The sequence below is a fragment of the Ruania alkalisoli genome (assembly GCF_014960965.1).
Classification (GTDB): Bacteria; Actinomycetota; Actinomycetes; order Actinomycetales; family Beutenbergiaceae; genus Ruania; species Ruania alkalisoli.
Genome location: NZ_CP063169.1, coordinates 4,394,083 through 4,417,219, shown reverse-complemented (window position 1 = coordinate 4,417,219; position 23,137 = coordinate 4,394,083). Strand labels below are relative to the sequence as shown.

23 protein-coding genes are annotated in these 23,137 nt (G+C 69.1%); 15 read left to right on the top strand and 8 right to left on the bottom strand.

Annotated elements, in window-relative coordinates; translation table 11 throughout:
• Positions 1 to 46: 46 nt before the first annotated feature.
• From IM660_RS19575 to IM660_RS19560, 4 genes are read left to right on the top strand one after another with little or no spacing between them, the layout of a single operon-like run.
• Positions 47 to 676: a SipW-dependent-type signal peptide-containing protein gene (locus IM660_RS19575; protein ID WP_193497412.1), complete on the top strand. Its 630-nt coding sequence runs from the start codon at positions 47 to 49 to the stop codon at positions 674 to 676.
• Between the two features lie 43 nt (positions 677 to 719).
• Positions 720 to 1,391: a hypothetical protein gene (locus tag IM660_RS19570; RefSeq protein ID WP_193497411.1), complete on the top strand. Its 672-nt coding sequence runs from the start codon at positions 720 to 722 to the stop codon at positions 1,389 to 1,391.
• Positions 1,388 to 1,867: a hypothetical protein gene (locus IM660_RS19565; protein ID WP_193497410.1), complete on the top strand. Its 480-nt coding sequence runs from the start codon at positions 1,388 to 1,390 to the stop codon at positions 1,865 to 1,867. Before IM660_RS19570 ends, IM660_RS19565 begins: the two co-directional genes overlap by 4 nt.
• Positions 1,858 to 2,424, top strand: a complete 567-nt coding sequence (locus IM660_RS19560) for a signal peptidase I (protein ID WP_246465047.1) — start codon at positions 1,858 to 1,860, stop codon at positions 2,422 to 2,424. Before IM660_RS19565 ends, IM660_RS19560 begins: the two co-directional genes overlap by 10 nt.
• On the opposite strand, the gene IM660_RS19555 is transcribed toward IM660_RS19560, so the two are convergent.
• From IM660_RS19555 to IM660_RS19545, 3 genes are all read right to left on the bottom strand, one after another.
• Entirely contained in the window at positions 2,415 to 3,464 is a 1,050-nt protein-coding gene (locus IM660_RS19555; RefSeq protein ID WP_193497408.1) for a zinc-binding dehydrogenase, read from the bottom strand. The genes IM660_RS19560 and IM660_RS19555 overlap by 10 nt on opposite strands.
• Before the next feature lie 90 nt (positions 3,465 to 3,554).
• Positions 3,555 to 3,911, bottom strand: a complete 357-nt coding sequence (locus IM660_RS19550; RefSeq protein WP_193497407.1) for a TFIIB-type zinc ribbon-containing protein — start codon at positions 3,909 to 3,911, stop codon at positions 3,555 to 3,557.
• A 131-nt stretch (positions 3,912 to 4,042) separates the two neighbouring features.
• The gene (locus tag IM660_RS19545) at positions 4,043 to 5,116 is read right to left on the bottom strand and encodes an inositol-3-phosphate synthase (RefSeq protein ID WP_193497406.1); all 1,074 of its coding nucleotides are present in this window, start codon (positions 5,114 to 5,116) and stop codon (positions 4,043 to 4,045) included.
• 290 nt (positions 5,117 to 5,406) lie between these two features.
• Here IM660_RS19545 and IM660_RS19540 point away from each other — a divergent pair, with 290 nt between their 5' ends.
• The 6 genes from IM660_RS19540 (at position 5,407) to IM660_RS19515 (ending at position 10,161) form a co-directional block, all read left to right on the top strand.
• Positions 5,407 to 7,902 (top strand): transglycosylase domain-containing protein, encoded by a 2,496-nt coding sequence (locus IM660_RS19540; RefSeq protein ID WP_193497405.1) that lies wholly within the window; start codon positions 5,407 to 5,409, stop codon positions 7,900 to 7,902.
• Positions 7,903 to 8,098: 196 nt separating this feature from the next.
• A complete protein-coding gene (rpsF, locus tag IM660_RS19535; RefSeq protein WP_193497404.1) occupies positions 8,099 to 8,389 on the top strand; it encodes a 30S ribosomal protein S6 in 291 nt (96 codons plus the stop codon).
• Between the two features lie 26 nt (positions 8,390 to 8,415).
• Entirely contained in the window at positions 8,416 to 8,943 is a 528-nt protein-coding gene (locus IM660_RS19530) for a single-stranded DNA-binding protein (protein WP_193497403.1), read from the top strand.
• Between the two features lie 54 nt (positions 8,944 to 8,997).
• A complete protein-coding gene (gene rpsR / locus IM660_RS19525; RefSeq protein ID WP_159618746.1) occupies positions 8,998 to 9,243 on the top strand; it encodes a 30S ribosomal protein S18 in 246 nt (81 codons plus the stop codon).
• A gap of 17 nt (positions 9,244 to 9,260) precedes the next feature.
• Positions 9,261 to 9,713, top strand: coding sequence for a 50S ribosomal protein L9 (gene rplI / locus IM660_RS19520; RefSeq protein ID WP_193497402.1), 453 nt, complete (start codon positions 9,261 to 9,263; stop codon positions 9,711 to 9,713).
• A 130-nt stretch (positions 9,714 to 9,843) separates the two neighbouring features.
• Positions 9,844 to 10,161, top strand: a complete 318-nt coding sequence (locus IM660_RS19515; RefSeq protein ID WP_210769043.1) for a DUF4333 domain-containing protein — start codon at positions 9,844 to 9,846, stop codon at positions 10,159 to 10,161.
• Between the two features lie 84 nt (positions 10,162 to 10,245).
• On the opposite strand, the gene IM660_RS19510 is transcribed toward IM660_RS19515, so the two are convergent.
• Complete coding sequence (locus tag IM660_RS19510; protein ID WP_193497401.1) at positions 10,246 to 11,595, bottom strand: MATE family efflux transporter; 1,350 nt, start codon at positions 11,593 to 11,595, stop codon at positions 10,246 to 10,248.
• 344 nt (positions 11,596 to 11,939) lie between these two features.
• Between IM660_RS19510 and dnaB the strand changes: the two genes are divergently transcribed.
• Complete coding sequence (dnaB, locus tag IM660_RS19505) at positions 11,940 to 14,519, top strand: replicative DNA helicase (RefSeq protein ID WP_193499538.1); 2,580 nt, start codon at positions 11,940 to 11,942, stop codon at positions 14,517 to 14,519.
• Positions 14,520 to 14,698: 179 nt separating this feature from the next.
• Here dnaB and IM660_RS19500 read toward each other — a convergent pair whose 3' ends face one another.
• The gene (locus IM660_RS19500; RefSeq protein ID WP_193497400.1) at positions 14,699 to 15,355 is read right to left on the bottom strand and encodes a MerR family transcriptional regulator; all 657 of its coding nucleotides are present in this window, start codon (positions 15,353 to 15,355) and stop codon (positions 14,699 to 14,701) included.
• Between the two features lie 38 nt (positions 15,356 to 15,393).
• On the opposite strand from IM660_RS19500, the gene IM660_RS19495 reads away from it, so the two are divergent.
• Positions 15,394 to 15,816, top strand: coding sequence for a DUF6194 family protein (locus IM660_RS19495; protein WP_193497399.1), 423 nt, complete (start codon positions 15,394 to 15,396; stop codon positions 15,814 to 15,816).
• Positions 15,817 to 15,869: 53 nt separating this feature from the next.
• Here the strand turns inward: IM660_RS19495 and IM660_RS19490 are convergent, their stop codons facing one another.
• Positions 15,870 to 16,865 (bottom strand): zinc-binding dehydrogenase, encoded by a 996-nt coding sequence (locus IM660_RS19490; protein ID WP_193497398.1) that lies wholly within the window; start codon positions 16,863 to 16,865, stop codon positions 15,870 to 15,872.
• Positions 16,866 to 16,990: 125 nt separating this feature from the next.
• Between IM660_RS19490 and IM660_RS19485 the strand changes: the two genes are divergently transcribed.
• From IM660_RS19485 to helR, 3 genes are all read left to right on the top strand, one after another.
• The gene (locus IM660_RS19485) at positions 16,991 to 18,190 is read left to right on the top strand and encodes an NAD(P)/FAD-dependent oxidoreductase (RefSeq protein ID WP_193497397.1); all 1,200 of its coding nucleotides are present in this window, start codon (positions 16,991 to 16,993) and stop codon (positions 18,188 to 18,190) included.
• Positions 18,187 to 19,074, top strand: a complete 888-nt coding sequence (locus IM660_RS19480; protein WP_193497396.1) for an RNA polymerase sigma-70 factor — start codon at positions 18,187 to 18,189, stop codon at positions 19,072 to 19,074. The genes IM660_RS19485 and IM660_RS19480 overlap by 4 nt, the downstream gene beginning before the upstream one ends.
• 155 nt (positions 19,075 to 19,229) lie before the next feature.
• Positions 19,230 to 21,395, top strand: a complete 2,166-nt coding sequence (gene helR / locus IM660_RS19475; RefSeq protein WP_193497395.1) for an RNA polymerase recycling motor ATPase HelR — start codon at positions 19,230 to 19,232, stop codon at positions 21,393 to 21,395.
• A 64-nt stretch (positions 21,396 to 21,459) separates the two neighbouring features.
• Here helR and IM660_RS19470 read toward each other — a convergent pair whose 3' ends face one another.
• Together IM660_RS19470 and IM660_RS19465 are read right to left on the bottom strand one after the other, a co-directional pair.
• Positions 21,460 to 22,164 carry a GntR family transcriptional regulator gene (locus IM660_RS19470; RefSeq protein WP_193497394.1) on the bottom strand — a complete coding sequence of 235 codons (705 nt, stop codon included), beginning with the start codon at positions 22,162 to 22,164 and terminating at the stop codon, positions 21,460 to 21,462.
• Positions 22,158 to 23,123: an ROK family protein gene (locus tag IM660_RS19465; RefSeq protein WP_193497393.1), complete on the bottom strand. Its 966-nt coding sequence runs from the start codon at positions 23,121 to 23,123 to the stop codon at positions 22,158 to 22,160. Before IM660_RS19465 ends, IM660_RS19470 begins: the two co-directional genes overlap by 7 nt.
• Positions 23,124 to 23,137: the final 14 nt, after the last annotated feature.

Sequence of the window (23,137 nt, the reverse complement as noted above, 5' to 3'; positions counted from 1 at the left end):
CAAGGCGCGGGTCGACGCCGCAAGGCCACACAAGGGGAAGTCCGCCATGACCGAGGTTCACGCACGCTCACTTCGCAGCCGCAAGATCCGCGCCGTGCTCGCCGGGGGAGTCGTCCTCGGCGTGGGCGCTGCCGTCACACTCGCGGCCTGGAACGACAGCGAGTTCACCACCGGCTTGTTCGGTGCGGGCTCCTTCGACTTGCAGGGGTCGGCCACCGGAGACGACCTGGACTACACCGACCATGCCTCCGCAGGTGGTGCCGCCGAGCTCACCTTCTCCGCACCCTTCGACAACCTTGCGCCTGACGACGTCGTCTACGCCCCGTACTGGGTTCGCCTGGCCGCTGGTACCACCAGCCCGGCCTCGCTCGACCTCGTCGCTCTGGACTCGACCGACACCACCGGGACCAACTCAGCCAACCTCAGCTATGAGGTCTACGCGATCGGCGAGGCCGCTGCCTGCGACGAGACGGCGACGGCGGGCACACTCCTGGGTTCGGGCACGCTCGTTGACGAGCCGGCGGTCGCCGGTGGGACGGCGAGCCTGCCGGTTGGCGCCACCACTGCTGATCCGGGCGACGCCACCCAGTTGTGCACGATCGTGACCGCCGGACCGGACCTCGAGCAGGGTGGCGAGACGACCGCCGTCTGGCAGTTCACCGCGACCTCTGAGTGACCGGGGACCGGGAGCGCTGCTCGACCGGGCCGGGTGTGTGCAGGTGAGGCGCATCTCGACGCTCGCCGTGCTGCCGGCCATGCTCGCCGTGCTGGTCGGCAGCGCGGCCAGCGCGGTGGCATCCCCGGCCGAGACCCGGGAGGTGATCTCCGGGGAGGTGCTCCGGTTGGTCTCGGTACAGGACCGGCCGGCGATGAGCACCATGGCACCGGGTGAACCGGTGGCCTGGGACGTGCAGGTGAGTGCGAACCGGCCCGACGGCGAGATCGCGCTTTCTCTCACTGCGACCGGAGCGGAGGGCGCCTTCGAGGTGCAGGTGGCTGAGTGCGGTGCAGAGGGAACGGCCTGCACCGAGCAGTTGATCGGTCCGACGACGGTCGGGGCGACGCCGGTGGAGCTGGGTACCCAGCCCGCCGCGGAGCAGGTCTGGTACCGGATCACCACCGAGCTGATCACACCCGAGCACGGGGCCGAGCACGGGGCCGAGTTGGCACTGCGGTTCGTGGCCGCCGGCTCAGGTGAGGAGGTCTCGGCCGGGGGTGGAGGTGACCTGCCGGCGACCGGAGGCCCTCACCGCGGTCTGGTGCTGGCCGCCCTCATTGCTGTCGCGTGTGGTGTGCTGCTGCGTTTCGGTGGCGCCCTTGTCGCTTCGTCCCGGGTTCACGTGGCGGGATCTGAGGGTGGTCCCCGATTGCCTGGGGAGCGCCGGTGGTGAGACAGGTGCGTGCGCGATTGGCCGCTGCAGCAGCAGGGGTCATGCTCGTGTCCGGTGCGGTGGCGATCGGGCAGGTCGAGCCGACCGCGGCGGCCTGGGCGGATAGTGAGTACGTGCGGGCCACGGTGACAGCGGGTGTGATTCAGCCACCTCAGGCCAACGGATGCTCGATCGGCCTGCTCAGCACGAGCGCGACCCTGCACTGGCTGGAGCCGGAGGATCCGCCGAGCGACTACAGCTATGCGTGGGAGCTGGTCCGCCCCAGCACCGGAGCACTGGTCGGCTCCGGCAGCTACCCGAGCACCACTGGTGAGCACCAGGTCGACGCCTCGGGACTGGTCACGGTGGCGGCCACCTACTCATTCCGGATCCGCGCAGTCTCCGGCGACTGGGAGAGTGCCGAACAGACGGCCACAATCACCACCCTCCTCGGCGCCCTGGGCGTCGTCTTGCTCGGATCATGCTCGTGGGACTGACGAGCGGTACCCTGCGCCCGCCTCCGGAGCGCCGCGTGCTCTCCCGCATCGGCGACGTCCTGTTGACGGCGTTGGCGGTGGCCGGAGGGCTCTGCATCCTGCTGGTCATCCTCGCCGTCACGCTGAACATCACCCTGATCATGTTCTCCACCGGCTCCATGGCCCCGACGATCCCAGCCGGATCTGTCGCCGTGGTCCGGGAGATGCCGGCCTCACAGATCGAGGTGGGGGACGTCGTCACGGTGGACCGCGCGGGGGCACTCCCGGTGACGCACCGCGTGACCGATGTGCTCACCAGGGACGGCGACCGCGCCACGTTCACGATGCAGGGTGACGCCAACGACGACCCCGATCCTGCCCCCTACACCGCCGAAACGGTGCGGGTGGTGCTCACCTCGGTGCCCCACCTCGCGTCGGTGATCGTGTGGTCCGGTCATCCGGTGGTGCTCGGCTGCCTGACCGTCACGGCGACGGCGTTGGTCACCTGGGCCTTCTGGCCGCGCCGCACGCGGGGCTCACCTGAGAGTGCTGCCGACCCCGATCTGCCTCAGGTCTGAGGCTCGAGCAGCACCTTCAGCGCCTCACCGGACGTGGCCAACTCGAACGCGTGGTCCGCCTCTCGCAACGGCACACGATGGGTGATGAGCGCAGCGAACGCCTCCGGTGCGCGGGCCACGATCTCCATGGCCTCGGCGCAGTCGGCCGCAGTGTTGGCCGTCGATCCGGTGACCAGGAGCTCGCGGTAGTGGATGAGGTTGGCATCCACGGTGACCTCTCCCTTGCCCGAGGGAAGTCCGGCGAAGAAGTTCACCCTGCCCCCCTTGGCTGCAGCGCGGACGGCGTCGGTGAACACCTGATGCACGGGGGTGGCGGCGATCACCACCTCGGCGCCGATGCCGCCGGTCAGCTCGAAGACCCTCTCCACCAGATCCTCGGCCCGCGGGTCGATCGTCTCGTCCGCCCCGTACTGGCGTGCCAGCTCGCGGCGCGCGGCGGAGGTCTGGCTGACGATGATCTTGCGTACACCTGCCTGCTTGGCCAGGACCACCGCCGTCAGGCCGATCGGACCGGCGCCGCACACGAGCACCGTGTCGGTGGGCGTCAGGCGCAGGGGCCGCAGTCCGCGTACCACCGCCGCGACCGGTTCGATCATCGCCGCGGTCACGAGGTCCAGGCCTGGTGGGAGCGGGAGCACGTTCCCCCCGGCCACCCCGCGCGCGGTGACGCGCACGACCTCGGCGAATCCGCCGTCGAAGGTCAGGCCCACGGAGGTGTAGTCCTCGCACAGCGGGCCCAGGTCCTTGCGGCAGGGCGGGCACTGCCCGCAGGCGATGTTCGGGGCGATCGCCACCGGCGTGCCCGGTTCCAGGTCGGCCCGGCCGGAGCGGTTCTCCCGGATCCGGCCGACCGATTCGTGGCCGGGCACACGCACCGTGCCCGGCGGGAACAGCCGGTGCTCGCCGCGGGCGATCTTCAGGTCGGTCCCGCAGATACCGGCGGCGACCACGTCGACGGTCACCTCGCCCTCGGCCGCGCGCGGGAGGTCCTTCTCGCGCAACGCCATCCGACCGTCACTGCCATACTCGTAGGCCAGCACCCATGCTCCCTTTCGTCGCTGACACCACCGTAGGACAGCGGCGACGTCGGTTGCCGCGCTGCCCTCATCGTGGACTGCGGGGAAACAAGCTCAGTCGAAGTCGAACAGGTCCTCGAGCCAGCTGTCCTTGCGCTTGCGCCGCCGGTACCGGGGATCGCGGCCGTAGTCCTCGCGCGGGCGGGCGCCGGGGTGGCCGCCATAGCCGTAGCTCGGCGCGGGCGGTGGCGGCGGTGGCACCGGGGCGTCGTCGAAGGGGCTGCCGTAGCGCCCGTCGTCCGGAGGTGGCGGGGGCGTGGCCCGTCCGACCGGATCGGCGCCCGCCCGATCGATGATCTTGTCGAGCTCGCCACGATCCAGCCACACCCCGCGGCAGGTCGGGCAGTAGTCGATCTCGACGCCGCTGCGCTCACTCATGACGAGCGTGGCGCCGTCGGTCGGGCACTTCATCAGATCTCTCCTCGCTGTGGGCTACCCAGGAACAACGCGCCGCGCGCCGCGCAAGTTCCTCGCCCGCACGCGTGACATCCCTCGCCGGTGCGGCAGGCCCGCGTCGGCGAGGGATGTCAGCGACCGGCCGATCAGCCCTCGCCGGCGATGAACGCCTCGACCTTCGCGCGGCCGGCCTGGTCCTCGTACTGTTCCGGCGGCGACTTCATGAAGTACCCGGACGCGGCGAGCACCGGCCCGCCGAGGCCGCGGTCCTTGGCGATCTTGGCCGCACGCAGGGCGTCGATGATGATGCCGGCGGAGTTCGGGGAGTCCCACACCTCGAGCTTGTACTCGAGGTTGATGGGCGCCTCACCGAAGGCACGACCCTCCAGCCGCACGTACGCCCACTTCCGGTCGTCCAGCCACTGCACGTAGTCCGAGGGGCCGATGTGCACGTTGCGAGCCCCGAGGTCGTGGTCGACGTTGGAGGTCACCGCCCGGGTCTTGGAGATCTTCTTCGACTCCAGCCTGTCCCGCTCCAGCATGTTCTTGAAGTCCATGTTGCCGCCGACGTTGAGCTGGTAGGTGCGGTCGAGGATGACGCCACGCTCCTGGAACAGGCGCGCGAGTACCCGGTGGGTGATCGTCGCACCGACCTGCGACTTGATGTCGTCGCCCACGATCGGCACACCTGCTTCGGTGAACTTCGCCGCCCACACCGGGTCGCTGGCGATGAACACCGGGAGTGCGTTGACGAACGCGACGCCCGCATCCAGGGCGGCCTGCGCGTAGTGCTTGGCTGCTTCCTCCGAGCCGACCGGCAGGTAGCAGATCAGCACGTCGGCCTTGGCCTCACGCAGGGCTTGCGCGACGTCCACCGGTTCCGCGGCGGACTGCTCGATGGTCTCCAGGTAGTACTTGCCCAGTCCGTCCAAGGTGGGACCGCGCTGCACCGACACCCCCAGCGGCGGCACATCGGCGATCCGGATGGTGTTGTTCTCGCTGGCCCCGATGGCCTCGGACAGGTCGAACCCGACCTTCTTGGCGTCGACATCGAACGCTGTCACGAACTCGATGTCGCGGACGTGGTACGGGCCGAACTGCACGTGCATCAAGCCGGGGACGATGCCGGCCGGGTCGGCGTCGGCGTAGTAGTGCACGCCCTGGACGAGAGAGGCGGCGCAGTTGCCGACTCCCGCGATCGCTACGCGGATGCTGCTCAATGTTCTCTCCTTGTCGTGGCGGAACCCGACCGTCGGACGGGCCCAGATGACTACCGCGATGTGACAAACGTATAGATATGTCTGGTCCCTATCGTAGGGCTCCGGGCGCCATGTAGCCGAGACCCGGGAGGCCGGCGCCGGTGTGAGCGCCCTCACCGGTGAGGCAACGATTCTGTGTGGAGCGCGTGAAGGCCGGCCTTGCGGCCCAGGGAGGCACCGCATACTGGGGCAACAGCGGGAGAAGCCCACACCCCAGGGCACTCCTGCGGCATCGAACAGAAAGGGCTCCTGTGGCACGAGGACGCCGAACCCCCGGCAGCGGATCATCCGACACCCCGCGACGGCGCACGCCCGGATCCGGCGAGGGCACCGGCAAGCCTGGCAACACCGGCACCGGGGGAGGAAGCCCTCAGCGCCGTAGCGTGCGTGACTCGGGGCTACGAACCTCCGCACAGGAGGCCGGTCGCACCTCCCGGACCACAGCGGCCGGTGGGCGGAACGGCGCAGGCCGACCTACGCCGTCGTGGAAGAGCACGGCCTCCGCCTCCTCGGGCGCCAAACGGCGCACGCGGCGAGGCGCGATCCGCGGCAAGAAGCGGTTCTGGAACTACCCCCGGCGGGGCAAGGGGCCCGTGATGCGCTGGCTGCCCGGGTGGCGATTCCTCCTGGGTGCGGCAGGAACGGTACTCGTGATCGGGGCCGTGCTGTTCGGGATCGCCTACGCGATGGTGGAGGTACCCGAGCCCGACGACTTCGCCCTGGCCGAGGGATCGACCATCACCTACGCCGACGGCGAGTCCACGATGGGTTCGTTCGCCGAGGTCGACCGGGAGATCATCGACCCCACTGAGCTTCCAGAGTATGTGGGGGCCGCCATCGTGGCCTCGGAGGACCGGCGGTTCTACTCCAACGTCGGTGTCGATCCGGTCGCCATCCTGCGGGCGCTGTGGAGCAACCTGCGCGGCAACGACACCCAGGGCGGGTCGACGCTCACGATGCAGTACGTCGAGCGGTACTACACCGGCCAGACGTCCGGATACGTCGACAAGTTCCGCGAGGCGATCCTGGCGCTGAAGATCGACCAGCAACAGAGCAAGGACGAGATCCTCGGCGCCTACATGAACACGATCTACTTCGGTCGCGGCGCCTACGGGATCGAACGTGCCGCGCAGGAGTACTTCGGGCACCCGGCCTCGGAACTGACGGTCTCGGAGTCGGCGCTGCTGGCCGGAATCATCCCCTCCCCGGGCAATTGGGACCCGGCCGTCGCACCCGATCAGGCGCAGGCGCGCTGGGAGCGAACACTCGCGTTCATGGTTGAAAGTGGGGACATCACTCAGGCCGAGGCAGACTCCCTGGAGTTCCCCGAGGTCGCCGAGCCGGTGCGCACGGACACCTACGGCGGACCGAACGGGTACCTGCTCACGATGATCCGCGACGAGCTCATCGCTGCCGGCTTCACCGAGGACGAGATCGACGGCGGTGGCCTGACGATCACCTCGACGATCGACGCCGACCTGCAGGCCGATGCTGTGGCCGCCGCTGAGAGCCTGCCCGAGGACACCCCTGACGGCGTCCGGGTGGCGCTGACCTCCATCGACAACTCCACCGGCGGCATCCTCGCGCTCTACGGCGGGCCGGACTTCCTGGAGCGGCAGCGCAACGCCGCCACTCAGGACGTGGCGCAGGGCGGATCGACCTTCAAGGCGTTCGCCCTAATCGCCGCGCTCGAGAACGGGGCCACGCTCGAGGACAGATACACCAGCTACTCGCCGATGGACATCGACGGGCACGAGGTCAACAATTTCGACCGCATCAACCGCGGCAACATCGATCTTGCGACCGCGACGCAGCACTCGGTGAACACGTCCTATGTGCAACTCAACCGCGAGTATGGCCCGGAGAACCTGGTCGATGTGGCCCACCGCCTCGGACTGCCGGAGGACACGTCCGGGTTGGAGGGGAACCTGGTCAACGTGCTCGGCACCGCCTCCCCGCACCCGGTCGACATGGCCGAGGCCTACTCGACGATCGCCTCCGGCGGAGTGCACCACGACCGCTTCATCGTCGCCTCGGTGAGCAACCGGGATGGAGACGTCGTCTACACCGGCGGGGCCGAGGGTGAGCGGGAGTTCGATCCCCAGGTGATCGCCGACGCGACCTATGCGATGCAGCAGGTGGTCGATGGCGGGACTGGTGCGACGGCGTCGGAGATCGGCCGGCCCGCCGCGGGCAAGACCGGCAGCTCCAACGACTACCGGTCGGCGTGGTTCGTCGGGTTCGTCCCGCAGATCACCACCTCGGTGGCGATGTACCAGATCGGCGAGGACGGCGAAGAGGTCTCGATGTGGGACGGATGGGGCGGTGTCGCGCCGATCTCGGGTGGTAGCTACCCCACCGACATCTGGACGCGCTACATGAGTGCCGCCGTCGCCGATCTCCCGGTCGAAGAGTTCCCCGAACGGTCCGAGCCGGAGCGGGTGTACGTCCCCCCGGCCGAGCCGACGCAGGAGGAGACCACCGAGGAGCCGAGCGAGGAGCCCAGTGAAGAGCCCTCGGAGGAACCGACGGAGGAACCGACTGAGGAGCCGACCGACGATCCGACTGAAGAGCCCACAGGTGACCCGACGGAAACTCCGACGGATGACCCGAGCGAGGAACCCACGGAGGATCCGAGCGAGGACGCTGACGGTGGCCTCCTGGACGGGCTTCCAAACGGTACCGGTGACTCCAGCGGTGGCGGCGGCGGTGGCAACGGGGGCAGTAACGGGAGTGGCGGCCCCTGATCGGCGCCGGCCTGAGCCGCCTGGTGACGGTTGTCCACATCACGCCCGGGACTGGCGGCGGGTCCGGTAGGCTAGTCGGGTATCTCGTGCATCATCACACCGGGCACCCGTCCGGGTGAGACGCAGCGAGAGCATGCATCACCCTCCTGTCACGGAAAGACCGTGACCGCCTAGTCCGAAGGAGGTGGGTTCAAGCATGCGTCACTATGAACTGATGGTGATCCTCGACCCGTCGATCGACGAGCGCACCGTTCCCGCGTCGCTCGAGAAGTTCCTCGGCGTCATCACCAGTGGTGGTGGGACCGTCGACAACGTCGACATCTGGGGCAAGCGCCGCCTGGCGTTCGAGATCGCGAAGAACTCCGAGGGCATCTACGCCGTCGTGGACATGCACGCCACGCCGGAGCTCGCCCAGGAGCTCGACCGCCAGCTCGGCCTCAGCGAGTCCATCCTCCGCACGAAGCTCATCCGACCCGACGCGCGCTGAGCGCGTTTCTCCCGCAAAGGAGCGTCATGGCAGGCGAGACCGTCATCACCGTGATCGGCAACCTCACGGCGGACCCGGAACTCCGGTTCACCCCGTCGGGGGCGGCCGTGGCCAACTTCACGATCGCGTCCACCCCGCGCCAGTTCGACCGGCAGTCGAACGAGTGGAAGGACGGCGAGACGCTGTTCATGCGGTGCTCGATCTGGCGTGAAGCGGCCGAGAATGTCGCCGAGTCCCTCACCAAGGGCATGCGCGTGGTCGCTCAGGGCCGTCTGGTCCAGCGCTCCTTCGAAACCCGGGAGGGCGAGAAGCGCACCGTTGTCGAGATGCAGGTCGACGAGGTGGGCCCATCGCTGCGGTACGCCACGGCCAAGGTCACCCGCGCCCAGCGCGGTGGCGGCGGCGGCTTCGGCGGAGGCAATGCCGGCGGAGGCTACAGCGGAGGCAACCAGGGCGGTCAAGCCGGCTACGGCGGAGGCCAGTCCTCCGGTGGTCCGGCTGACGACCCGTGGGCCACGGGCGGCTCGAGTTTCGGCGACGAGCCTCCCTTCTAAACCATCACCACTGCGCGCTGCGTGAGCGGCGCGAGCATTCAAGGAGCAAGAACTATGGCGAAGCGTGATACCCGCAAGCCTGTGATCAAGAAGAAGGCAAACCCCCTCAAGACCACCAAGGTCGAGGGGCCGATCGACTACAAGGACACCGCACTGCTGCGGAAGTTCATCTCGGACCGCGGCAAGATCCGCGCGCGCCGCGTGACCGGTGTCTCCGTCCAGGAACAGCGCCAGATCGCCCGGGCCGTGAAGAACGCCCGTGAGATGGCCCTGCTTCCCTACTCGAGCTCTGCTCGCTGAGGCCAGGAGGAACAGCCATGGCAAAGCTCATTCTCACCCACGAGGTCACCGGCCTCGGCACCGCAGGTGACGTGGTCGACGTCAAGGACGGCTACGCCCGCAACTACCTGCTTCCGCGCAACCTGGCCACCCCGTGGACCAAGGGCGGGCAGAAGCAGATCGACCAGATCACCGCAGCTCGCCGCAAGCGCGCTATCGAGTCCATCGAAGACGCTCGCGCCGTGCGCGACTCGCTGCAGGCCAAGTCGTTCGCGGTGAAGGTCAACGCCGGTCCGAGCGGCCGTCTGTTCGGTGCCGTCACCACGACGGACATCGCCGAGGCCATCCACGCTGCCGGTGGGCAGCAGGTGGACCGCCGCAAGATCGAGATCGGCCAGCCGATCAAGAGCCTCGGTAGCTACCAGGTGCAGGTTCGCCTGCACGCCGACGTCTCGGCGACCGTGGACCTGAACGTGGTCCCAGGAGCCTGACGCGTCACCAACGTACGGCCCGGTCACCTCAGGGTGGCCGGGCCGTACGTGCGTCCGGGGGTCGTGGCAAGCGTCACATGGATAGCTCTGCCGTACCGGAACGAGTTCGCACTCTGACAGGGTGAGCGTCATGAAGATGACACGACAGATCCTGGCTATGACTGCGCTTCCCCTTGCCCTCGGGCTCGGCCTCGTGGGGTGCAGCGGGAGCACCACCGTGGATGAGTCAGAGGTGGAGTCCATGACCGCCGATCAGCTCGAGCAGATGGTGGGCACACGGCCCAACATCGATTGCCCCGGTGACCTGGAAGCCGAGGTCGGTGCGACGCTGCAGTGCGTGCTCTCCGCGGATGGCGATACGAACGAGTACGCGGTGGACCTGACGGTCACCTCAGTGGAGGACGGCGTCGCGAACTGGGACTTCCAGGTGGCCGATACGCCGATGTGATGCTCCGGACGTGAACGCAACTGACGGCCCTCAGGGTGTCTGTGCCACATATGGCACGGATGCCTCCAGGGCCGTCAGTTGCGTTCACACGCCGAGCACCATCCACCGGGAACCGCGCGATCGCAGCCAGGTGGTGAGCGCGCGTGCGCCGAGGAACCCACCGGCGAAGGCCACCCACAGCCACATCAGCCCGAGCGCACCCTCCGGCGCCCACCGTGCGACGGCGCCGAGCAGTGGAAGGTAGGAGATCAGCGCCAGGCCGCCCGCCCAGGCCAGATACACACCGTCCCCTGCCCCCATGAGGACCCCGTCGAGCACGAACGGCCAGGCGGCCACGGGCATGAGGACTCCGATGACAATCAGCCCCAGGTGGGCGGCGTGCTGCACGGCAGGGTCGGAGGTGAACAGGGGCGTGAGGAATCCGCCGAGGAGTGCGATGAGTGCCCCGACCCCGATGCCGGCGAGTGTGCCCCATTGCAGGCAGCGCCGGACGACGGCCCTCACCTCCGCAGGGCGACGCGCACCGAGCCCGTGGCCCACCAGCGCCTGGGCAGCGATCGCGAGGGCGTCCAGGACGAACGCAGCCAGCATCCAGACGGAGTTCACGATCTGGTGGGCAGCGAGCGGTACGTCGCCCAAGGAGGTGGCCGTGGCCACGGTGAGCAGGACCGCCGCCCGCAGCGTGAGCGTGCGGATCAGTAGCGGCAACCCGGCGCGGCCGTTGGCGAGGATGCCACGGGGTTCCGGGCGGAGGGAGACGCCGCGGGTGCGTGCCGCCCGGAGGACCACCCACATCAAGGTGAGCGCCATGGCGATCTGGACGGACGCGGTCGCCAGACCGGACCCGGCGATCCCCATTCCCACGCCGTGTACGAGCAGCACGGAGCCGGCCGCGTTGACGATCGCACCGGCGACGGCGACCCGTAGTGGCGTGCGGGTGTCCTGCAGCCCCCGGAGCGCCCCGGTGGCCGCGAGCACGACGAGCATTCCAGGGATGCCCGGAAGACTGGTGCGCAGGTAGGCCAGTGCGTGCGGAGCGACCTCCTCGGAAGCACCCATCGCGTGCACGACCGGGTCGGCCGCCGCGTAGCCGATGATCAGCACCAGCGCGCCCAGTCCGAGCGCGAGCCAGATGCCGTCCATCCCGACGGCGAGGGCCCCCTTCTCGTCGCCGGCGCCCAGGCGCCGGGCTACTGCGCCGGTGGTGGCGTAGGCGAGGAAGATGAACAGAGCCACCGTGGTGACCAGCAGTGTGGAGGCCAGGGTGAGGCCGGCGAGCTCGGAGGTGCCGAGCCGGCCTACTACCGCGGAGTCCACGAGGACGAAGAGTGGCTCGGCGACGAGGGCACCCAGAGCGGGGAGGGCGAGGTCGAGGATGCGGCGGTCGAGCACTCGACCGGCGGGTCGCGCCTGGGCATCCGGCGTGTCGTCCACTGATCCTCCGAGTTTCTTCTGTCCACAGGGTGTGGGTGATGAATGTGTGGGAATCACGCGGTTCTGAACGGTTGTCCACAGAGGTCTGAGTGACCTGTGCACAACGGGGGCCGCGGACGTCCACACCGCGTCCACAGCCTAGGTCGTGTTCGTCCCCAGGCCCGCCGCTGGTTGTCCCCAGGCGGCTGATGGTGCGGTTTGCGGGGAGGTGGGCAGGTGCGTAGCGTCGCCGAGGCGCGGGGACTGTCGGTGGTGCCTGGTAGATCTGGCAGGGTCGCAACGAGGGAGGAACCGGACGATGGTGAGGCAGGCGTGGGTGAGGTGCAACGGTGAGCATCTCTGAGATGACCGAGGCTCCCGAGAGCTTCGAGCGCACCCCGCCGCAGGACGTCGCGGCTGAGCAGTCGGTCATCGGCGGCATGCTGCTGTCCAAAGACGCCATCGCGGACGTCGTGGAGGTGCTGCGCGGGAGCGACTTCTATCGGCCCGCACATGAGGCGATCTACGACGCCATCCTCGACCTGTACGGCCGCGGGGAACCGGCCGACGCGGTGACGGTGTCGGCAGAGCTGACCAAGCGGGGAGAACTCAGCCGGATCGGCGGCGCCCCCTATCTGCACACGTTGCTCTCCTCGGTACCCACGGCCGCCAACGCCGGCTATTACGCGCGTATCGTGCGGGAGCAGGCGGTGCTGCGCCGACTGGTGGATGCCGGCACCCGGATCGTGCAGCTCGGCTACGCCACCGACGGCGGTGACGTGGACGATCTGGTCAACACCGCCCAGGCGGAGATCTACGCCGTCACCGAGCGGCGCACCTCTGAGGACTACGTGCCGCTCAAGGACGTCATCAACTCCACGATGGAGGAGATCGACGCTGCCTCCCACCGTGGGGAGGGCATGATCGGTGTGCCGACCGGGTTCGCGGATCTGGATGCGCTGACGAACGGTCTGCACGCCGGGCAGATGATCGTCGTGGCGGCCAGGCCGGCGATGGGGAAGGCCCTCGCGCTCGATACTCCGCTGCCCACACCGCGCGGTTGGACCACGATGGGCGACGTCGCGGTCGGAGACGATCTGATCGCAGCCGACGGCACCCCCACCCGTGTGGTGGCGGCTACCGATGTGATGATCGACCGGCCGTGTTACGAGGTCACCTTCGACGACGGGACGACGATCGTCGCCGATGCGCAGCACGAGTGGCTGACGGACACACGGGCGTCGCGAAGGTCGGCACAGGCTGCTGCTTCGGGCTACAACGGACACCGCACTCAGCGGACGTGTGCTGAGGTGCGCACCACCGAGGACATTGCAGCGACGCTGCGATGCACGACCGCCGATCGCCGGCTCAACCACAGCGTGAAGAATGCCGAATCGCTGGATCTGCCGAATGCTCAGTTGTCGCTAGACCCGTACTTGCTTGGGGTCTGGCTCGGTGACGGCCACAGCGCTGGTGCACGATACACGTCGGACGACCCCGAGATCGCGATGCGGATCGAAGCCCGTGGGTACGACGTGAACCGCGGAGCGGGACGGACGTACTCTCTGCATCTTCCGGTACCAGAGGTCGCGGCACGCGAATGCGTGGTCTGCGGAGCCTCCTTCGTTCCTGCAACCTCGCAGGTGAAGACGTGCGGGCGGTCTTGCGGAGGGCGAGCGAAGGGTATGGGCGGTGGCCTGAACATTGTGCCCACGTGTCCGGACTGTGGTGGGCAGAGTAGCGGATTGCGTCAATGCGCGCAGTGTCGCGACGATCACGGAACAGTTGTTGGTCTCTTGCGCGGACTGGATGTGCTGAACAACAAGCACATCCCGGCGGTCTACCTTCGAGCCAGCGAGTCGCAGCGACGGGACCTTCTGGCCGGACTGCTGGATACTGATGGCACGGTCTCACCCACTGGGGCGGTGCAGTTCACGGTGACGAATGAGCGGCTTGCCCTTGACGTTCGTGAGTTGGTCCACTCTCTCGGATATCGGACCGGCTTCACGCAGAGGCCGGTGTCGGGTCGGTCTGTTGCCTCAAGCACTGCATACACGTTGACCTTCACAACTGCGGACGACGTGTTTTGGCTCGAGCGAAAGCGTCTCGCACACAAGGAGCGTGCAACACGCGCCACTCCGCGACGGACGCAACGAATTATCACTGCTGTGCGCCAGGTGCAGTCCGTCCCAGTTCGATGCGTGCAGATCGACCACCCGAGCCACCTGTACCTCGCCTCTCGTTCGATGGTGCCGACCCACAACTCCACCCTGGGACTGGACATTGCCCGCGCTGCCTCGATCAAGAACGGGCTGACGTCGGTCATCTTCTCCCTGGAGATGAGCCGCAACGAGATCACCATGCGTATGCTCTCCGCCGAGTCGCAGGTGCCGCTGCAGAACATGCGCAAGGGCAATATGCGCGACGAGGACTGGACGCGGCTGGCGCGCACGATGGGCAAGGTGTCCGAAGCGCCGTTGTACATCGATGACAGCCCGAACATGTCCCTGATGGAGATCCGGGCGAAGTGCCGCCGGCTCAAGCAGCGCAACGACCTCAAGCTCGTGATCATCGACTACCTGCAGCTGATGAGCTCAGGCAAGCGAGTCGAGTCCCGCCAGCAGGAAGTCTCCGAGTTCTCGCGTGCGATCAAGCTACTCGCGAAGGAGCTTGAGGTGCCGGTGATCGCGATCTCGCAGCTCAACCGTGGCTCCGAGCAGCGCACGGACAAGAAGCCGCAGGTGAGTGACCTTCGCGAATCGGGCAGCATCGAGCAAGATGCCGACATGGTGATCCTGCTCCACCGCGACGACATGTACGAGAAGGAGTCACCGCGTGCCGGCGAGGCGGACGTGATCGTGGCCAAGCACCGTAACGGTCCCACCGACACGATCGTCGTGGCATTCCAGGGGCACTATGCGCGGTTCGTGGACATGGCCCAGTAGCTCCCCGGCGCCGCCGAACTCGACGCTCGGAGGTCGCTGCCCTGCACGCAGCACCCGTGATCGAGCACCACGTGACCATCCCCCACATCCTTCGCCGCACCTGACCGCTGCTCGGAACAGACACACATCGCCGGCCTGGAGAGAACGCTCCATCCGGCGCTCAGCCAGCCTCGATCGCCTCAACCAGCCTCGATCGCCTCGGCCAGCAATCCCGTCGCTGCGAACAACTCCCGTGAACGTTGTGCGATGTCCCGTTCACGCGCATCCAGCACGGCGGCCGCATCCGAGCGCAGCAATCGCGGCAGCAGCTCCCGCATCGCCTCGATCCGGTAGCCCGCCTGGCGCAACTGGTGCGCCAGCCTGGCGTCCCGTACGGCTGCCGGCGAATACCGGCGGTAGCCGCGCCGGTCACGATCCGGCCTCACCAGTCCCTCCGACTCCCAGTGCCTCAGGGTCGAGGGTCGGATACCCAGCGCGAGCGCCAGTTCCCCGATCGACATCGCCTCACCGCCGCTGACCGGTTCACCTCGGATCGCCACCGCCGCCTCACGCGCTAGACGCACCTCACGGCGCTCGCGATCCAGCCCGGCATGAGCGGCATCGAGCAAGGCGACCATCGCATCGACCCCATCGGCACACATCACCTCTCGTGCAGCCACGGGCCCGATCGCCAGGGCGAGAGCTTGGTAGGCACGCAGGTGGCGCAGGTGCGACTGGCCGAACACCCGGTACCCCGAACCGGTCCGAGGAACCGGCGGTAGCACCCCGGCCGCGGCGAGCACACGAACCTGCTGCACCGAGCATCCCGCCCGGCGTGCCAGCTCACCTGTGCGCACCCAACCCTCCACGAGCACTTCAATGATCGACTTGAAGCATGTCTATCACCGAAATCGCCACGTTCGTCGGGTCTCTGCCAGGAGTCCTCACCCTTCGCCCCACGCCGGGTGACGGTACCCCCGAGCTCGCCTGGGGTGACCTGTTCTTCTACTACGCCCCCGACGGCGTCCTCCCACCCGGCCAGCCCTTCGCCACCGTGATCGTCAAGGACTATCCGGACGAGCCGCCGTCGGGGTTGGGCGCCGGAGTGTTCCGTGTGAACGTGGATGCCGGACGCCGCGGGCAGGAACCGCCGGCGGATCCCAGCGTGCGGGACCAGGTCATGCCTCACCCGGCCTATGCCCGCCTCGGCTGGGTGTGCGTGGCGCAGCCCGGGCCGGCCTCCTCGGCCGAGCTGGAGGCCCTGTTGCGAGAGGCACACGCGGCGGCGCGGCGCCGGTGGGAACGCCGTCGGGAGTGAAGCAGTGTTCGCCACCTGGGCATGGCCGGCCCGTGGGTGACGCTCTCACTGCCTCAGGCGCCGCTCACCCGCACGATCACCTTCCCCGACTCCTGCGAGTCCGCGGCCATGGCGAATGCCTCGTGCACGTCGGCGAGCGGGAACTCATGCGTGATCACGGCCGCGATCTGCGGGTTCTCGGTGAGCATCGCGATGGCCTGATCGATCTCGGTGTCGTAGCGGAACACCCCGCGCAGGGCGATCTCCTTGGACACGATGGGCGCGAGATTCACAGGTCGGTCCTCGTTCGGCACGTTCCCCACCTGTACGAGCGTGCCACCGCGCCGGCATGCCAGCAGCAGTGCGTGCAGGGTCTGCGGGAGCCCAGCGCACTCCAAGACCACGTCGAAGGTGGACTCGGGCAGCGCCGTCCCGGACACATCGACCACCTCGTGGGCGCCCAGCGCGCGGGCACGCTCGAGCGGCCCCGAACGCACATCGGCGCACCACACCTCGGCGCCCTGGGCACGGGCTGCCGCCGCGGTGAGCAGCCCGATCGGCCCGGACCCTGACACCAGCACCCGGCCTCCCTCCGGCACAACCGAGAGTGCATGCAGCGCGACCGCCAGGGGCTCGACCAGCGCCGCGGTACGCAACGACAGTCCTGTGGGCAGCGGGCGCACCTGGTCCGCCGCCACGATCAACCGTTCCGCCATCGCCCCCTGCGTATGAGGGGAGGTGGAGGCGCTGCCCAGGAACGTTCCTCCCGGCCAGGTGTGCCGTGGCCCTTCCGACGGCGGCCCCCACGTGGAGGGATGGACCGTCACCGGGGTGCCGGGGTCGAGTCGCCCAGCCGGGTCGGACTCGATGGTTCCGGACATCTCGTGCCCGGGGATCAGGGGATCGACGATGCGGAAGATCCCCGCCGCGCCGTCGGAGAAGTAGTGCAGGTCGGAGCCGCAGATCCCGACGTAAGCCGGCCGGATGGCAACCTGGCCCGCACCGGGCTCGGGTGCCGCCACGTCCTCGAGCCGCATGTCCTGTGTGCCGTGGATCCGTACCGCTCGCATGAGCCGATCGTAGTGGCCGGGCCCTTCCGGACGCCGCACCACCTGGACGCTGACGACCTCCAGCTGTCACGCCAACCGCCGGGGCGGTGTCTCGTGTATGAACCCACGAGACGAAGGAGCACCTGATGACATCCACCACTCGCGTCGTCGTCCTCGGCGCCGGCTACGCCGGCGTGCACGCCGCCAACCGGCTCACCCAGCGTGAGGACGTCACCGTCACCCTGATCAACCCGTACCCGGTGTTCATCGAACGTATCCGGCTTCACCAGCTCGCCGCCGGAACCGGCGGCGCCGAGGTCACCCTCCGGGACGTCCTCGCCCCGGCCGTCCGCCTCCGCATCGACACCGCTACCACCATCAACGCACCTGATCGGACCCTCACCCTCGCCTCCGGTGAGACCATGCCGTACGACTACCTGGTCTACGCCGTCGGCAGCACCAGCGCCACACTCGACGTTCCTGGTGCCGCCGACTACGCCTACCCGATCGCCAGCCTGGACGAGGCGCAACGGCTGCGTGCCGCACTGGAGGCCACCGGGCCAACGGCACCCGTCGTCGTCGTGGGCGGCGGGCCCACCGGCATCGAGACCGCCACCGAACTCGCTGAGGCAGGCCGGGCCGTCACCCTGGTCTGCGGCCGTGAGCTCGGCCCCTCGCTGCATCGCAAGGGCCGCGCCCACGTGGCTCGTGAGCTGACACGCCTGGGCGTCACCGTGATCAGTGGCACCAGCGCCACCGTCCAGACCGCGGCGAGGGACGCCGTCGTGCTCTCCGACGGACGGAAGCTGCCCAGCGCGGTGACCATCTGGACGGCGGGATTCGCGGTACCCGGCCTCGCCCGCCGCAGCAACCTGAGCACCGACAACCTCGGCCGGTTGCTCACCGACGAGACCCTCACCAGCATCGACGACCCGCGCATCATCGCCGCCGGTGACGCTGCCGCCCCCTCCGGTGTGCCCTATCGGATGAGCTGCCAGGCCGCGGGGCCGCTCGGCGCGCACGCTGCCGACACGGTGCTGCGCCGACGCACCGGCGCCGAACCCGAGGAGTTCTCCCTGCGGTTCGTCGGCCAGTGCCTCAGTCTCGGCCGCAGCGCCGGGATCATCCAGCTCGCGCGCGCCGGAGACGAGGCCATCGCCCTGCACATCGGAGGGCGCGCCGGTGCCAGGCTCAAGGAATACGTCTGCCGGGCCACCATCGACCAGCTCCGCAAGGAAGCGACCACCCCGGGCTCGCGCCGGTGGGTGGGCGACGGGAGCCGGGCCGCCCAGCTCGCAGCCGCCTCTGGCGCACCGAGCGGCCCTCGGAGGACGATCAACCGATGAGCACCGATCTGGCCACCGCCGCGTTCGTCGCCCACCGCAACCTGTTGTTCACGGTCGCCTACGAGATGCTCGGCTCGGCCGCCGACGCCGAGGACGTGCTCCAGGAGGCATGGTTGCGATGGGCGCGGGTGGACCTGGCGCAGGTGCGGGACCAGCGCGCCTACCTGGTGCGGATCGTCACCCGCCAATCGCTGAACCGGTTGCGCACGCTGGCCCGGCGCAAGGAGTCCTACGTCGGTGCGTGGCTGCCCGAACCACTGCTCACCACCCCGGATGTCGCCGAGAACGCCGAGCTTGCGGAGAGCGTGTCGATGGCCCTGATGCTGGTGCTGGAGACCCTCTCCCCAACCGAGCGCGCCGTCTTCGTGCTCCGGGAGGTCTTCGACGTCGGATACGACGAGATCGCTGCCGCCGTCGAGAAGACACCGGCAGCCGTTCGCCAGATCGCCCACCGGGCGCGGCAGCACGTCGAAGCCCGTCGCCCGCGCGCCACGGTGTCGGCCCGCGAGGCCAGGGCGGCGCTGGAGTCCTTCCAGGCCGCGGTCATGGCGGGCGATCCGCAGCGGCTCCTCGACGTGCTCGCTCCCGACGTGGTGTACATGGCCGATGGCGGTGGCGTGAAGAGGGCCGCGCTGCGCCCGATCATCGGAGCCGAGAAGGTGGCGCGCCTGCTGATCGGAGGGATCGCCACGTCGATGGCGGGAGTCGTGGTGCGTCCTGTGATGGTCAATGGTGGCCCGGCGCTCGCGATCGACGTGGATGGCGAATTCGACGGGGTCATCGCTTTCACGGTTGAGAATGCCCGGATCGCCGGGATGTACTACGTGCGCAATCCCGCCAAACTCTCGGGCGTGGAGGCGGAGGTCGCGCTGGCCGTGCGCTGAGTGCGTGGCGAGGTGGAATGCCGTCCGGATCCCTGGCTCCATCTCCCTGCCCTTTCCAAGGTATATCCCATGGGGGGCCTTGCGGCAAGGCCCCCGTGGTGGCGCACAATCGTCGCTCGCCCCATGGCCTCCCCGCCCTATCCCGGAGCCGCACGATGCCGCAGTCATCCGCCACCGATCGCCACGCTGACACCGCCTTGACCCCGTTCGCCCTCCCCGACCACCTCGCCGCCAAGACCGACCCTGCCCTGATCAGCGAGGACGAGACCCGGCTCGCCGAGGTGGCCGACGCTGTCGAGAGCCAGATCTCCGATCTCACTGACCGGCTCGCCGCCACCAAGAAGAACCCCGGCCGATCCGGGCAGGAAGCTGTGGAGCGAGACGTCGAGATCCGCCGGCTCACCACCCGGATCCGCACGTTGCGCCGCTTCGGCCTCGACCTGGTGCTGGGCCGGATGGTGGCCGCCGACGGCGAGACCACCTACGTGGGACGGCTCGGCCTCACCGACCACACCGGCCGCCGGCTGCTGGTCGATTGGCGTTCGCCGGCCGCCGAACCATTCTTCGGGGCGACCCACGGCGACCCCATGGGCCTGACCAGCCGCCGCCGGTACCGGTGGAGCCGGGGACGCATCGTCGACTACTGGGACGAGGTGTTCGAGACCGGCGTGCAGCAGAGCGCCGCGATGGACGATCAGTCCGCCTTCATCGCCAGTCTCGGCGCCTCCCGCTCGGACCGGATGCGCGACGTGCTCGGCACCATCGCTGCCGATCAGGACGCCATCGTCCGTTCCCCGGGGGCTGGTGCGCTGATCGTCGACGGCGGACCGGGGACGGGGAAGACCGTCGTCGCCCTGCACCGGGCCGCGTATCTCACCTATTCCGACCCGCAGCTCGGCGAGGGGCGCGGTGGCGTGCTCGTCGTCGGACCGCACCGGCCCTATCTGCACTACGTCTCCGATGTGCTGCCCAGCCTGGGTGAGGACGGGGTGGCCACCTGCACCCTCGCTGACATGCAACCGGAGGGCGCTGCCGCGCTGGCTGAGGCCGATCCGGAGGTCGCCCGGCTCAAGACGTCGGCGCAGATGGTGCGCGGCATCCGCACCGGCATCCGGTTCTACGAGGAGCCACCCGCTGAGGACACATGGGTCACCCTGCCCTGGGCGAAGCTCGTGCTCACACCGGAGGACTGGGCTGAGGCCTTCCGCGCCGTCGACCCGAGCGTGCCGCACAACGAGGCGCTGACAGACATCTGGGATGCGCTCGTGGAGATCGTCGCCGACAAGCTCACCGATGACGAAGAAGCGGCCCCCGAGGTGATCCGCCGCAACCTCACCCGCAGCAGCGCCCTGACCGAGGCACTGAGCCGGGCATGGCCGACACTCGAGGCGACGGACGTCGTCGGGGATCTGTGGACGGTCCCGGCGTTCCTGAAACTGTGCGCACCCTGGCTCTCCCGCGAGGAGATCCGGTTGCTGCAGCGCAAGGATCCCCACGCCTGGACCACCGCCGACCTCCCACTGCTTGATGCCGCCCGCCGCCTGCTGGGGGACGCGGGACTGGTGCGCCGGGAGCGGGAGCGAGCAGACGCCGTCGCCAAGGAGCGTGCCGCCATTGGGGAGGTGATCGACCACCTGATGGAGCACGATGACTCCGAGCTCGGGGTGATGACGATGCTGCGGCACGAGGACCTGCAGGAGGCACTGGTGGACGACTCGGCACTGCCTCGGGAGGGCCGGGACCGGCTCGCCGGGCCGTTCGCGCACGTGGTGGTGGACGAGGCGCAGGAGCTCACCGACGCCGAGTGGCAGATGATCCTGGCCCGGTGCCCCTCGGCGAGCCTGACGATCGTCGGGGATCGGGCGCAGGCGCGGCGTGGCTTCTCCGAGTCGTGGGCGCAGCGGCTGGAGCGGGTCGGGATCACCCGCACCCGCCTGGCGAGCCTGTCGACCAACTACCGCACGCCGTCGGAGGTGATGGCCGAGGCCGAACCGGTGATCCGTGCTGCTCTCCCCGACGCGAACGTGCCCACCTCCATCCGTTCCAGCGGGGTCCCGGTGCGGCGCGGGACCGTCTCCGAGCTGGAGACGATCCTCGAGGAATGGCTGGCCGAGCACTCCGGTACCGCGTGCGTGATCGGGCACCCGGAGTTCGTCGGCACCGATCGCGTGCAGTCATTGACGCCGCAGCTGGCCAAGGGGCTCGAGTTCGACCTGGTCGTGCTGGTGCGCCCGGAGGAGTTCGGGGACGGCATCACCGGCGCGGTGGACCGGTACGTCGCGATGACCCGGTCCACCCGGGAGCTGGTGGTGCTGACCTGAGCGACGACATCGACGCACATGCTGCCAACCGGGCCCGTGAGAGCACGACGTGGCAGTATGCCGGTCACTTTCCTCCGGGAGCGTCCTCGAGCGTCAGCCGGTACATGTCCCCTCGGTACAAGGATGTCGTGTGCTCGACGATCGCGCCGTCGCTCGCACGCCCCCAGGTGCGGGTGCGCAGGCACGGGGTGGTGGTGTCGATGCCCAGATGCTGTGCGCTGCCGGGGCTCGCATGCGTCGCCGCCACCTCGAACCGGGCCCTGCTGATCACCGTGGCGTACTTCGTGCGAAGAATGGCGTACAGCGAGGCGTCGAGGTCGTGGCCGAGCAGCCCGGGAAATCGTGCGGCGGCGAGCCGCGCATGCTCCAGGCAGAGCGGGACGTCGTCGCCGTAGCGCACCCGCCGGATGCGCAGCACCGCATCACCGGGTTCCAGCCCGAGCTGCCAGCACTCCTCCTCGGTAGCGGGCTCGATCGCGGCTGAGAGCAGCCGGCTGCTCGGTACCCGGCCGGAAGCGCGCATCGTCTCGCTGAAGGACGTCGACGTCAGTGGCTTGGTCACTGCGGGCTCGCGCACGAACGTTCCGCGGCCGGGGATTCCCTCAATCCGGCCGCTCTCGATCAGGATCTGCAGGGCGCGCCGCACCGTCATCGCCGACACCCTGTACCGGGCGGCCAGCTCCTGTTCACTGGGGATGCGCTCACCGGGTTCCTTGGAGTCCACGAGGGCCGAGAGATCGCGCGCGATCGCCGCGTACTTCGTCACCATCGGCCACCGGCCGGCATGTCGTCGTCGGCCTGCCAGACCGCTCGTGCCGCGCCGAGCAGCGGTGCGGCACCCTCGAGCTCGGAGAGCCGTAGCGGGATCTCGCGCAAGGGTGCGACCAGCTCGTGGTGCACGCTCTGGCGCAGGGTGGTCAGCCAGGTCTGTGACGCCCTGGCGATGCCTCCTCCGAGGATCACGACCTCCGGATCGAGCACGGTGACGCTGCCGGCGATCGCCTCGCCGAGCGCGGTGGCGGCATCGCGCACGACGCTGACGGCGTCAGGCTCTCCGGCATCCGCTCGGGCGAGGACTACCGGTGTCTGTGCATCCCCGCCGCGGATCGCCTGGTATCGGGAGGCGATGGCCGGGCCGCTGGCGATCGCTTCCAGATGCCCGGTGCGACCGCACGGGCAGGGCATGCTTGCGGCCAGGCGCGAGGGCATGTGTCCCATCTCGCCGGCTGCATGGTGGGCACCGCCACGCGAGCGGCCCTCCAGCACGATCGCTGACCCCACACCCGTCCCTACCGCCACCATCAGCGCACACGTCGCGCCCCGCCCCGCCCCGGCCCAGGCCTCTCCCGCGCCGTGGGCGGCCACGTCGTGCTGCACCCTCACCTTGGTCTCGAAGAGGCCGCTCAGGCGCTTCCCGACGGCGGTGCCTGGCCAGCCGGGAAAGGTGCTGTTGGCGGCCACGATCGTTCCGGTGCGAGTGTCGACCATGCCCGCGGTTGCGACTCCGATGCCCAGGAGGGGCGGGACGGTGCCGTCGTCGTCGCTGGCCTGCTCGAGCACGGAGCGGATCAGGTCCGCGACGGATGCGATCACTGCTTCGGGCCCCGCCGCCGCTGGGGTGGGCACATGCTGGATCGGGCCCACCTGAGCGTCGCGCGTGACAGTGGCAGCCGCGGTCTTCGTCCCGCCGATGTCGACGGCGACGACGACTCGGGGAGTCATCGGCATCTCTCTCCTTCACG